The 11,925-nt window shown below is 71.1% G+C and carries 11 protein-coding genes and 1 riboswitch; of the genes, 4 read left to right on the top strand and 7 right to left on the bottom strand.

Annotated features, from left to right (window positions below):
• Positions 1–490: ATP-binding protein (locus tag ACFZB9_RS20540; RefSeq protein WP_391449053.1), on the bottom strand; the 490-nt coding region annotated here is incomplete at its 3' end.
• 167 nt (positions 491–657) lie between these two features.
• Here ACFZB9_RS20540 and ACFZB9_RS20545 point away from each other — a divergent pair.
• The 4 genes from ACFZB9_RS20545 (at position 658) to ACFZB9_RS20560 (ending at position 5,881) form a co-directional block, all read left to right on the top strand.
• The gene (locus ACFZB9_RS20545) at positions 658–1,470 is read left to right on the top strand and encodes a Scr1 family TA system antitoxin-like transcriptional regulator (protein WP_391449055.1); all 813 of its coding nucleotides are present in this window, start codon (positions 658–660) and stop codon (positions 1,468–1,470) included.
• A complete protein-coding gene (locus ACFZB9_RS20550) occupies positions 1,467–1,658 on the top strand; it encodes a DUF397 domain-containing protein (RefSeq protein WP_391449057.1) in 192 nt (63 codons plus the stop codon). The genes ACFZB9_RS20545 and ACFZB9_RS20550 overlap by 4 nt, the downstream gene beginning before the upstream one ends.
• Before the next feature lie 243 nt (positions 1,659–1,901).
• Entirely contained in the window at positions 1,902–2,708 is an 807-nt protein-coding gene (locus ACFZB9_RS20555) for a hypothetical protein (protein WP_391449059.1), read from the top strand.
• A gap of 26 nt (positions 2,709–2,734) precedes the next feature.
• Positions 2,735–5,881, top strand: a complete 3,147-nt coding sequence (locus ACFZB9_RS20560) for an ATP-binding protein (protein ID WP_391449061.1) — start codon at positions 2,735–2,737, stop codon at positions 5,879–5,881.
• Here ACFZB9_RS20560 and ACFZB9_RS20565 read toward each other — a convergent pair.
• From ACFZB9_RS20565 to ACFZB9_RS20590, 6 genes are all read right to left on the bottom strand, one after another.
• A complete protein-coding gene (locus tag ACFZB9_RS20565; RefSeq protein WP_391449063.1) occupies positions 5,862–6,647 on the bottom strand; it encodes an ABC transporter permease in 786 nt (261 codons plus the stop codon). The two genes, ACFZB9_RS20560 and ACFZB9_RS20565, sit on opposite strands and share 20 nt — an antisense overlap.
• Complete coding sequence (locus ACFZB9_RS20570) at positions 6,644–7,696, bottom strand: ATP-binding cassette domain-containing protein (protein WP_391449065.1); 1,053 nt, start codon at positions 7,694–7,696, stop codon at positions 6,644–6,646. Before ACFZB9_RS20570 ends, ACFZB9_RS20565 begins: the two co-directional genes overlap by 4 nt.
• A 75-nt stretch (positions 7,697–7,771) precedes the next feature.
• Positions 7,772–8,218, bottom strand: coding sequence for a hypothetical protein (locus tag ACFZB9_RS20575; RefSeq protein WP_391449067.1), 447 nt, complete (start codon positions 8,216–8,218; stop codon positions 7,772–7,774).
• Between the two features lie 40 nt (positions 8,219–8,258).
• Complete coding sequence (locus ACFZB9_RS20580) at positions 8,259–8,984, bottom strand: MgtC/SapB family protein (RefSeq protein WP_391449069.1); 726 nt, start codon at positions 8,982–8,984, stop codon at positions 8,259–8,261.
• A gap of 95 nt (positions 8,985–9,079) precedes the next feature.
• Positions 9,080–9,490 carry a winged helix-turn-helix domain-containing protein gene (locus tag ACFZB9_RS20585; protein WP_391449070.1) on the bottom strand — a complete coding sequence of 137 codons (411 nt, stop codon included), beginning with the start codon at positions 9,488–9,490 and terminating at the stop codon, positions 9,080–9,082.
• 296 nt (positions 9,491–9,786) lie between these two features.
• The gene (locus ACFZB9_RS20590; RefSeq protein WP_391449072.1) at positions 9,787–11,433 is read right to left on the bottom strand and encodes an NRAMP family divalent metal transporter; all 1,647 of its coding nucleotides are present in this window, start codon (positions 11,431–11,433) and stop codon (positions 9,787–9,789) included.
• Between the two features lie 294 nt (positions 11,434–11,727).
• A riboswitch (M-box (ykoK) riboswitch) is annotated at positions 11,728–11,903 on the bottom strand.
• Between the last annotated feature and the right edge of the window lie 22 nt (positions 11,904–11,925).

Below are 11,925 nucleotides of genomic sequence, written 5' to 3' on the forward strand. Positions count from 1 at the left end.
GTCTTTCGACGCCAGGTAAGCCATTGGACCCAGGAATAACCTCCGAATTCCTCCCGGTTCTACCGGGAATACAACCAGGCGCTTTCAGGGCGCACTCGAACCAGACCGTCTTGCCGATCCCGCACGGGCGCGGTTCGGCGCCCCAGGCGGTGGCTAGGACGGCGACGAGTTCGAGGCCTCGGCCTGACTCCTCGTCAAGATTCGCGTGACGGGGAGCGGGGAGACGGCGGTCGGCGTCGGAGACCTCGATGCGGAGCAGGCCGGTGGCGGGGTCGAGGATCCAGCGGGCGGCGATGTGGCGGTCGCGCGGGAAGCGGGCGTGGCGACAGGCGTTGGTCATGAGCTCGGAGAGGAGCAGGGCGGCGGTGTCGGCGGCGTCCTCGGAGAGGGACCACGAAGTCGCTTGCTCCCGGAAGAGGTTGCGGGAGAGCGACACGCTGCGGGCGGTGCGGCGGAAGTGGTGCTCGGCGGCGAGGGGAGGCAGGGGCATGGGGGTCCTTGCGAAACGCGACGGGGCGAACTGGCACTCGATTGGGTGCAATCCGGGGATTGCACTCCTACGGTGCCGGGTGCGGTCGTAGCCTCGGAAGTGACACCGCGGGTCCAACTGCCCGAGTACCCGCCCTGTACCCGCGAATGAATTTTGGGGGCGCAAGGATGACTGGAACACCTGAGCCCCCGCTGGCCTGGCAGTACTGCGGCAACCAGCTCAAGATGTGGCGCGAGCGCTCAGGCGTGAAGCGCGAGCAGCTGGCCGAAGAAGCCGACTACGACTACGAGACCGTGAAGTCGATGGAGCAAGGGCGGCGGCGGCCGACCCAGAGGGTACTTGAGGCCGCCGAGCGGCTCTGCGATGCGAGGGGGATGCTGCTGGCGGCGGCCGTGTTCCTGCGCCCGGAGCGCTTTCCGAACCGCCTGAAGAGATTCACGACCGCCGAGGACGACGCGATCGTCGTCAACTGGGTGGAAACCCTGCTGATTCCTGGCCTGCTGCAAACTGAGGACTACGCTCGGGCGCTGATCGAGAACCACACGCCACCGCTCGGCGATGACATCGTCAAGGAGCGAGTGCAGGCTCGACTGGAGCGCCAGAAGAAGCTCACCCGCAATCCGCCCGCACTCTTCGGGTTCATCTTGTATGAAGCAGTGCTACGCACTTCTGTGGGTGGGCGAGAGGTCATGAGAGGCCAACTGCAGAATCTGCTGGCCATCTCCGAGTTGAGGAACGTCTCGATCCAGATCCTCCCGGCCAGCCACAGCACGTACGCTGTGCTCAACGGGCCCTTCGTCCTCCTTGAGACCAGCGAGCACGAGCGCTACGCCTACGTGGAGGGCCAGGAAACCGGGGCACTGTACACGGCCCCCGAGACAATAAGCGCGCTGGAACAGTGCCATGGCATCATCCGCATGCAGGCCCTCGGAGTTGAGGAGTCCGCCAGGTTCATCCAGGAAACTATGGAGGCGCTATGACCATGGAACTCGCGTGGTTCAAGTCCAGCTACAGCGGCACGGAAGGTGGTGCCTGCATCGAGGTCGCCCCTTCCGCCATGGTCATCCACGTCCGTGACTCCAAGGACAAGGCCGGCCCGCAGCTCGCCTTCACCCCCGCCGCCTGGTCTGGCTTCATCGTGTTCGCGACCGCCCAACAGCTCCGTTAACACCCGAGCTTCGGGCTTCGGGATCCGAGCCCTCTCTTCTGAGGAACGGTGGGTGGCTACATCCCACCCACCCACCCACCCACCCATCCAATGTGACTTCGCGGCAATGAATATGACTTATCGTCATGAGTTGACCACACCCCGCAATCGCGGTGTACGGTTCGCGCAAAGAAACAACCCCCGCCGGTGCGCCAACACCGAACGGGGGTCTGACCAGCCTCGATCGAAAGACAGGTCGATCCAGTGGCTATCTGCCACCCTACCGCCGCGCCCGGCTACGGCAAGCGTTCCGCGCCGTCCCAAGACCCGAGCACCCAGAACGACTTCGTTCACCTGCCCGAACGCGAGGCGTACCTCGCCGCCTACATCGACCGTCTCCCCGACGGCGCGGCGATCGACACCAAGACCCTCGCCCGCGAGCAGCCCCGCTACGGCCAGCAGGCCGTCCGCTCCGCCCTGCGCAAACTCGCCGACCTCGGCCACCTGCTCCGCATCCGCGAGAAGGTCGGCGAGGGCCTCACCCGCTGGGTCTTCCGCACCTACTTCTCCCGCACCCCACGCCCGACCGCCTGGTGGAGCCTCTTCCTCGCCGACCGCCGCACCGGCGGTAGTGCGGACCCCGCCCCCGCGCCCCCTCCACGCTCCATCGCCTACCGAGCGCTCGCCTCGCTCGCCGCTGCCGACAAGCGGATGATGCTCTCCGCCAACGAGTGCGAGCAGCTCGAATCCCTCGCCGCCGAGTGGTTCGCCCGCGACGTCACGCCCGAGCAGTTCCGGTTCGCGATGACCAACGGCCTGCCCGCCACCGTCCAGTGCCCGGGTGCGTTCGCCCGCAAGCGACTGATCGACCGCCTCCCACCCGTCCCGGTCCCCGTCCCCGCACCGGCCCAGCGAACTCCCCTCGCCCACAACGACGAAGCGCCCCTCCCGGCAGCCACCGTCCACCTCCGGGCCACCGAAGTGCGCGCCCTCATCGTCGAGCACAGACCGCCAACCCGGACGGCATCACCCGCGTCGCCCGCGTCGCCCGCTCCGTGGCCACCGCTCTGAAGCAGCTCATTGGCTAATCTGCATGCGTGACCACCGACCTGACCCTGCTGCCGCGTGTCGCCTGTCGCGGGCACGAGGTCACCGCGCCCCGGCTCCGCGCCCTCCTCGCGCTGCTCGCAAGCGACTTGCGCACGGGTTGCAGCACCGAGCGGCTGGTGGCAGGGCTGTGGCCGGACGAACTGCCGGAGCGGCCGGGCAAGGCGCTGCAGGTCCTCGTCTCCCGGGCCCGGTCTCAGCTGGGCGCCGAGGTCATCACCAGCACACCGACCGGATACCGCCTCACCCTCGCCGAGGACCAGGTCGACAGCTCCGCCCTGCTGCTGCACGCCGCCGCGAGTGCCGACCGGGCCAGGGCCGGGGACCACGCGGGATCGCTCGCCGCCGCCGAGGCCGGGCTCGCGCTGTGGCAGGACGCCCCGACCGCGAGCACCGACCCCGACGACCCCGTGGCCGCGCTGCGCACCGAGCGCGCCCCCGTCCGCGCCACCCTCGTCCGCGCCCAGGCCCTCGCACTCGCCCGGCTGGGGCGGCACGCGGAGGCCGCCGGGCCGCTCGCCGCAGCAGCAGCCCAGCACCCGCGCGACGAGGAGCTGCTCGCCGAGCTGCTGCGCGCCGAGGCGGCGACGGCGGGCCCGTCCGCCGCGCTGACCCGGTACGAGGCGTACCGCCGCGAGCTGCGCGACCAGCTCGGCACGGATCCGGGCGCCGCGCTCAAGGCCGTCCAGCACGAACTGCTGCGCGGCGAGGCGCCCACGGTCCGGCACGGCGTCCCGCACGAGCCGAACCCGCTGCTCGGCCGGGACGAGGACCTCGCGGCGGTGGAGCGGCTGCTGCGCACCTCCCGCGCCGTCACCGTGGTCGGCCCCGGCGGCCTCGGCAAGACCCGGCTCGCGCACGCCGTCAGTCGCCGGGCCGAGCAGCGCGTGGTGTACTTCGTGCCGCTCACCGGCGTCACGGAGGACGAGGACGTGGCCGCGCAGGTGGCCTCCGCGCTCGGCGCGGGCGAGGGGCGGCCGGGCGCCGTGGGCGACCCGGCCTCGGCCGACCCGATCACCGGCATCCTCGGTGTGCTCGGCTCCGGCCCGGCCCTGCTGGTGCTGGACAACTGCGAGCAGGTCGTCCGGGGTGCCGCCGACCTCGTCCGGGCCCTGGTCTCCGCCTCGAAGGACCTGCGGGTGCTCGCCACCAGCCGGGCGCCCCTCGGCCTGACCTCGGAGGCGGTGTACGCGCTGCCGGAGCTCGGTCTCGACGTCTCGGCCGAGCTGTTCACCCAGCGGGCCCGGGCCGCCCGCCCCGCCGTGGAGCTGCCGTCGGACGCGGTGACCGAGCTGTGCCGCCACCTCGACGGACTGCCGCTCGCCGTGGAGCTGGCCGCGGCGCGGGTGCGGGTGCTGTCGGTGCCGGAGATCGCCCGCCGCCTCGGCGACCGGTTCACGCTGCTGCGCGGCGGGGCGCGGGACCTGCCGGAGCGTCACCGCACGCTGCACGCGGTCGTCGACTGGAGCTGGAACCTGCTCGCCGAGGACGCCAGGGCGGCGCTGCGCACGCTCTCCGTCTTCCCCAGCGGCATCGCCGGCGAAGCGGCGGAGCAGGTGCTCGGCGAGGACGCGCTCCTGCTGCTGGAGCAGCTGGCCGACCAGTCGCTGCTCACCGTCGCCGACACACCGGCCGGGCTGCGGTTCCGGATGCTGGAGACGGTACGGGAGTTCAGCGCTGCCCGGCGCACCGAGGCGGGCGAGGAGGAGGCGGCCGTCGACCGGTTCCTCGCCTGGGCGCGGGACTTCGGGGTCGCGCACCACGATTTCGTCTTCCTGCCCGAACCGCGGCCGGCCTGGGAGCGGATCAGGCCCGAGCAGGAGAACCTCGCGCTGGCCCTGCGGCACGCCCTGGCCCGCACCGACGGGCCCGCCATCGCGGCCGTCACCGCCGTCCTCGCCGCGCTGTGGTCCACCGACTCCAACTTCCCCCGCCTGGTCGCCCTCGCCGCGGAGACCGGCCCGCCGCTGTCGCACTACCACCCCGACCCCGAGTACCTCGAAGTCGCCCGCGCCGCCGCGGCGGTGTGCGCGACGGGCCTGCTCATGGGCTACGGCCCGCGCGCCATCCGCCAGCTCGTCACGCTGCGGCGGCTGCCCCCGGCCCCGCCGGACACGCTGCTGCGCGCCACCGCGGTGGTGCTGTGCGCGATCCCCGAGATGCGGCCGCCCGACTACGACGTGCTGCAACGGCTCTGCGACGCCGACAGCCACCGCGAGCAGCCGCTGGTCGCCGGGATCGCCGAGTGCGTCGCCAGCTACGTCTGGGAGTACGAGCACGACATCGAGCGCGCGCTCGCCTCGGCCCACCGGATGAACGCCGCGCTGGCTCCGGTCGACAACCCCTCCGTGCTGCTCATGCGCCACTCCCGGATGGGCGAGCTGTGCTTGCGGGCGGAACAGGGCGAGTTGGCGTACGAGCACCTCACGGCCGCGCTCGCCGCGCTGCCTCGGCTCGGCGACGGGAAGGACTACATCGGCGTCCACTCGGCTCTCGTCCTCGCCTGCCTGCAACGGGGGAACCCCGACGAGGCCGAGTACTGGCTGCGGCAGACCTCGCTCGACAGCACCCCGCAACGGGAGGCCTTCTACTACTACAGCTCCGATCCCGGCGGCCGGGCCGAGATCGCGCTCGCCCGCGGACTGACGGAGCTCGGACTCGGCCTGTGGCGCAGCGCCGTGGAGGGCATGCTCGCGGACCACTCGCTGTACACCGGCGACCCCTGGCTCGACCCGTGGGCGCTGGAGATCCAGTCGGCGGCGGTGACGGCGCACGCGCACGCCGACCGTCTCGCGCTCGTCCCGGGGCTGGTCGAACGGCTCCGGCTGAAGCTCGGGGCCCTGCTCGCCTCCCCGTCCGGCTCGCCCACGGAGCTCCCGGTGATCGGGACGGTGCTGCACGCCCTCGGCACGGTGGGGCTCGCGTCCGGCGATGCCTCCGCGGTGCGGATGATCGCGCTGGCCGAACGGCTGCGGGTGCTGAGGGAGTTCCAGCCGACGATGTCGGCGGAGCGCGCCCGGCGGGCGGCCCGGGACGCCGACCGGGCGGCGTACGCCGACGCGGTGTCGGAGTTCGCCGCCCTGGAGCGGGACGAGCTGCGGGAGGCAGCCCGCACGCTCATCGCGGGTCGCGGCTGAACAGCGCCGTCGACCAGCGGTAGCCGAGCGCGCTCAGGCCCACGCACCAGAGGACCGCGATCCACCAGTTGTCGCCGATCGCGGTGCCGAGCAGCAGGCCGCGCAGCGTCTCGATGGCCGGCGTGAACGGCTGGTACTCGGCGATCGGCTGGAACCAGCCCGGCATCGTGTGGGCGGGGATGAACGCGGTGGAGATGAGCGGGAGGAGGATCAGCGGCATCGCCATGTTGCTGGCCGCCTCGGGGTTCGGGCTGGCCATGCCCATCCCGACCGCGATCCAGGTGAGCGCCAGGGCGAACAGCGTGACCAGTCCGAGCGCCGCGGCCCATTCCAGGACCGTGGCGTGCGAGCGGAACCCGATGGCGACGGCGACGCCACCGACGAGGACCGCGCTGGCGACCGACTGCAGCACGCTGCCGACAACGTGCCCGACGAGCAGCGAGCCCCGGTAGATCGCCATCGTGCGGAAACGGGCGATCAGGCCCTCGGTCATGTCCATCGAGACGGAGATCGCGGCCCCGATCACGGTACTGCCGACCGTCATCATCAGGATGCCCGGGACGATGTAGGCGATGTACGTGGCGCGATCGGCGCCGGCGCCCAGGCCCGCGCTCATCGCTCCGCCGAAGACGTAGACGAAGAGCAGCAGCAGCATGACCGGCGTGAGCAGCAGGTTCAGCGTCATGGACGGGTAGCGCCGGGCGTGCAGCAGGTTGCGGCGCAGCATGGTGTTCGAGTCGCGGACGGCGAGGGCGAGGGTGCTCATCGGACGTTCTCCTTGGTCTGGTCGGCCCGCTCGGGCTGGTCGGTCAGGGCGGGCTGGTCGGTCCGCTCGGTCAGGTCGGCCAGCCCGGCCCGCTCGGCCCGCTCGGTCAGGTCGGCGCCGCCGGTCAGGGCGAAGAACACGTCGTCGAGGTCGGGGGTGTGCACCGTCAGCTCGTCCGCCTCGATGCCGGCCGCGTCCAGCCAGTCGAGGACGGAGCGCAGCTCGCGCTGGCTGCCGTCGCTGGGGATCTGCAACGAGAGCGCCTCGTCGTCGCGAGCGGCCTCGCGCAGCGCGGCTGCGGCCGACCGGTACGCGGAGGGGTCGGTGAAGCGCAGCCGCACGTGCCCGCCCGGGACGAGCCGCTTGAGCTCGCCGGCCGTTCCCTCGGCAGCGATCCTGCCGTCGCTCAGGACCGCGATGCGGTCGGCGAGTTCGTCGGCCTCCTCCAGGTACTGGGTGGTGAGGAAGACGGTGACGCCGCCGGAGACCAGCTCGCGGATGATGCCCCACATGGTGTGGCGGCTGCGCGGGTCGAGGCCGGTGGTCGGCTCGTCGAGGAAGATGATCCGCGGGTCGCCGACCAGCGTCATGGCGATGTCGAGGCGGCGCTTCATGCCGCCGGAGTAGGTGGAGACGGGCTTCTTCGCGGCCTCCACCAGGTCGAAGCGCTCCAGCAGCTCGGCGGCGATGCGGCGGCCCTCGCGGCGCGGGAGGTGGTGCAGGTCCGCCATCAGGAGCATGTTCTCCTCGCCGGTGACCAGACCGTCGACGGCGGAGAACTGCCCGGTGACGCCGATCGCGGCTCGCACGGCCTGCGGGTCGGCGGCCAGGTCGTGGCCGCCGACGTGCAGCTCGCCGGCGTCGGCCGTGACGAGGGTGGAGAGGATCTTGACGGCGGTGGTCTTGCCGGCGCCGTTCGGGCCGAGCAGCGCGAAGACCGTGCCGGCGGGCACCACCAGGTCGATGCCGTCGAGGACCGTCTTGTCCCCGTAGGCCTTGCGCAGCCCCTTGGCCGCGATGGCGGGTGAGTGCGGAGTCGTTGTCGTCATGCCGCAGAGCTTGCGGCAGGGCGCATTCACCGCGGTTTCACGACGGTTTCAGCGCCCTGGAACCAGGCGGATCCGTCAGCCCCGCACCTCCGCCGCGGCCGCCACCAGCACCGCCGCCACCGCCCGCGACACGTCCAGGTGCTGGGCGATCCAGCCCGCTTCGTGCCCGTGCACAGCCAGCACCCACCCCGTGTGCAGCCGCCCCAGCGGGTACGCGGCCAGGTACGGCCGCACCGCCTCCAGCGGAAAGCCGGCCAGCGTGTCGGCGGGGTACCAGTCCTCCACCTCGGTCACCACCGGCAGCGGGTCCACGCGACGACCGGCATCCGGCCGCCGCCGGGTGGCCAGCAGCACGCCGGTCATCAGCAGGACGGCGAGACCGGCACCGACCACTCCGATCCCGACGACCGCCCGCTCGCCGTCCGAGGCCGCCGCCAGGCCGACCGCCTCCAGCACGGCCAGCGCGAGCACCGCCGACACGGCCGCGCCCTCCCGGGTGCGCGGACGGGGAAGGCTCCGCATGTGACCACCCTCCTTTCAGCACTCCGGTGTTGGGGCCCGCTCAGGCCATCGCCTGGTGAACGTCCTCCTCCTCGTCCAAGTGCCAGTGCAGGTCACGCACCCCGGGCTCCAGCGAGAGCCGCGAGATCACCTGCTCCAGCGCGGACGCCACATCGCCACTGACCGACAGCGAAGCCCGCAGGCTGGTGGTCTCCGGCGTCTCGCGCCGGGCCCGCAGGCCGGTCGGGGCCAGGCCGGAGGCGGTCAGCGACTGCAGCAGCAGGGCCCGGATGTGGGTCTCCGCGCTCCGGTCACAGCGCAGGTGCACGTTGGCCTCCACCACCGCGTCCGGGTCGGTGCCCGCCGCCGGGGCCTGGTCGAGCAGCCGCCCGGCGGGACGGCCCACGAAGTGGACGGCGAGCACGGTCAGCGCGCCGAGCACCGCGAAGGCGAGTTTGCCGGAGGCCGCGAGCACTCCGGTGGCCGCCGAACACCACAGGGTGGCGGCCGTGTTGAGGCCGCGCACGCTGGCGCCGTCACGCAGGATGACCCCGCCGCCGAGGAACCCGATGCCGGAGACCACGTAGGAGGCCACCCGGGTGGGCGATCCGGTGTCACCCACCGCCTCGCTGTACAGCACGAACAGGGTGGCCCCGGTGGCGACCAGCGCGTTGGTGCGCAGGCCCGCCATCCGGGCCCGCCACTGGCGCTCGACCCCGATCAGCGCCCCGCAGCAGACGCCGGTGGCCAGCCGGAGCAGGAAGTCGAAGGTGGACAGGGCGTGCATGGAGCACCTCCTCGGGTGTCAGCGGCGGTGCCGCAAGGAACGGCGGTGCCGCAAGGGATGGCAGTGCCGCAGGGAACGGCGGAGCCGCAAGGAATTCAGCACGGCCCGAGCGTCGGGTCGAACTTGTAGCCGATCTGCCGGACGGTGCTGATGGTGGCGCGGTGGGCCGGGCCGAGCTTGCGGCGGATCCGGGCCACGTGCGTGCTCACCGTACGGGTGTCGCCCAGGTTCGGGCGGCCCCAGACGGCCTCCATCAGCTGGCTGCGGGACATCACCCGCCTCGGCTGCGCCATCAGGTGCGCGAGCAGCTCGAACTCCAGGAAGGTGAGGTCGAGTTCGCGACCGTCGACGGTGGCGGTGCGCTGGTCGATGTCGACCACCACGCCCACCGCCGTGAGGCGGCGGGTGGGCGCCTCGATCACCGCGACCGCACTGGCCGCGGGCGCGGGCAGGGCAGTGGGTTTGTCGGAGAAGACCAGCTGGAGTCGGGGGTAGCGCAGAGGCATGAGTTTCCCTCCCTCTCGGGCGTGGCGGGTTTGGCGGGTCCAGCCGCTCCGACCGCTCGGTTCGCGGCACGGGGCTGTCGAGCACACGCGGGCATGGCGAAGCCGACGGCTCGCGCCGGCGGCTCGCGCTCGGTGCATGCGTCTGGTGCGTCTTGTGTGTCTGCGCGTCTGTGTGTCTGTGCGTCTGCGCGTCTGTGCGTCTGTGCGTCCGCTGACGCGAGTTCGGTGCCGAGGCGGCAGGCACCGGGAGGGGCAGCCGTTGCGCGGCCCCTCCCACCCCCGAAGGGGCTTCGGCGTCAGTGGCCGAGGGCGGTCTGGACGAGCTTGATGACGACCAGGATCATCGCGATCAGCAGGTAGGTGCGCAGGGCGCCCATGCCGATCTTGCGGCCGGTGGACATCACCGGGCGGGTGAGGGTCTCCAGCGGCGGCATCCGCCAGTCGTCGCGGCCGGTGCGGTCGATCGGGTCCTCGGCCGTGGCGGTACGGCGGCGGGTGAAGGCGAAGCCCGCGGCGAGCACGCCCACCACGCCGCAGCCGGCCATGATGTCCAGGATCGCCTGCGAGGAGATGTCCGGGAAGAGCACCGAGGCGGTCAGGATGATCGACAGCGTCACCAGCACACCGACCACCGCGGAGGTGAAGGCGTTGGTCTTGGGCCCGTTCGACCACGGCCCCAGCACCTGCTTGTCGTTGCACAGCAGCAGCAGGAAGACGGAGGCGGACGGCAGCAGCACCCCGGCCAGCACCTGCACACCCTGCGTCAGCAGACCCAGCGTGTGGTCGTCGGCCACCAGCACGATCGCCGCGGCGGCCGCCACGATCCCCGCGTAGATCGCGTAGAAGCCCTTCGCGCCACCCACACCGCGGTGCAGCGAGTGCTTCATCCCGAACACGTCACCGATCGCGTACGCCGTGGAGAGCGAGACCGCGAACGCGCCGATGATCGAGGCGTCCAGCAGGGCGATCGCGAACAGCACGCCGACCAGCTTGCCGCTGTGGTCCGCCAGCCCCTTGGCCACCGCACCCGCGTCGCTGAAGTTGCCGAACCCGTCGGTGCCCGCGAACGCCGCCGCCGTGAAGCCCATCATCGCCGCCGCGCCCACGATCACGATGACGATGCCGATCCACAGGTCGACCTTCTCGTACTTCATGAACCGCGGCGTGATCCGCTTGTCGATCACGTACGACTGCTGGAAGAACAGCTGCCACGGCGCCACCGTCGTGCCCACGATCGAGATGATCAGCAGCATCACCGTGGCCAACTGCCCCGTACCGCCAGGCATGTTGGGCACCACGAAGTCGTGCGCCATCTGCGAGGTCTTCGGGTGCACCAGGAAGTAGATCGGGATCAGCAGCAGCGAACCCGCGCACAGCGCCACCGCGATCCGCTCGAAGCGCTGGAACGAGCCGGTGAACGCCGAGGCGATGATGATCGCCGCCGCCAGCACCACCGAACCCGCCTTCGGCAGCCCCAAGTACCCTGCCGCCAAGGTGATTCCGATGAACTCGGTGACCAGCGTCAACGCGTTCAGCAGGAACAGGTCGATCACACTGAACGCGCCCCAGAACTTCCCGAAGCGCTCCAGGATCAGCCGCGCGTGACCAACCCCCGTCACCGCGCCCAGCCGCAGCACCATCTCCTGGTTCACGTACAGCACCGGAACCAGCAGCAGCAGCGTCCACAGCAGGCTCGTGCCGTAGTTCTGCCCCGCGTTGCCGTAGGTCGAGAACGCGCCGGCGTCGTTGTCGCCGACCATGACGATCAGGCCCGGTCCGACGATCGCCAGCAGCGTCTTCAGCTTCGCCGACAGCCCCGTGCGCGGCGCCGTGTCGTCCAGCTTGATCGTGCCCAACGCGCCCTTGATGTCGCCCAGATGGGCCTCGTCCAGCACCGCCGTGCGCGGCGTCGGGACCTTGGTGTCGTCGATCGTGGTGGTCATGATGAACCTCCCTCAACCCCCTGCATTCATGGGGGAGTTCGGTGGCACGCAGCAGCCGTCCTCGCTACGAACAGGTTCCGGGCATGGCAAAGCCGGGAGGCGTCGAAGATCAGCGCAAAGAGCGCGTAGCGAAGGTGGTTACCGCGAGCCGAAGAAGTACGAGGACAAGCGGGGGTAGGGGCAACTATGGCCCGGACTACTGCAATCCATGTCTCTCGCCTCCTTCCGGCCGGTGTGCGCGTGGACCGCTGCACAAAACGACACGGCAAGGAGCTCGCCGATCCTGGTAAGACCGGCTCACCCCAACTCGTCAGAGCTTTGGCACTTCACGGCGTGATCCAGCTCGCGAGCCGGAAGCCACTTGGGATCAACCCTTAGGTCGGGAAGATCTGTCCTGATCCGGAGCGTCTCTCGACGGTTGGGATCAGTGGCCTGTGTCCGTGAAGACGCCTCACCGAACGAGGTGCCTTGCTAAACCTTGACTAGCTTAGA

It is taken from the genome of Kitasatospora sp. NPDC008050 (assembly GCF_042957465.1).
In the GTDB taxonomy this organism is placed as follows: Bacteria; Actinomycetota; Actinomycetes; order Streptomycetales; family Streptomycetaceae; genus Kitasatospora.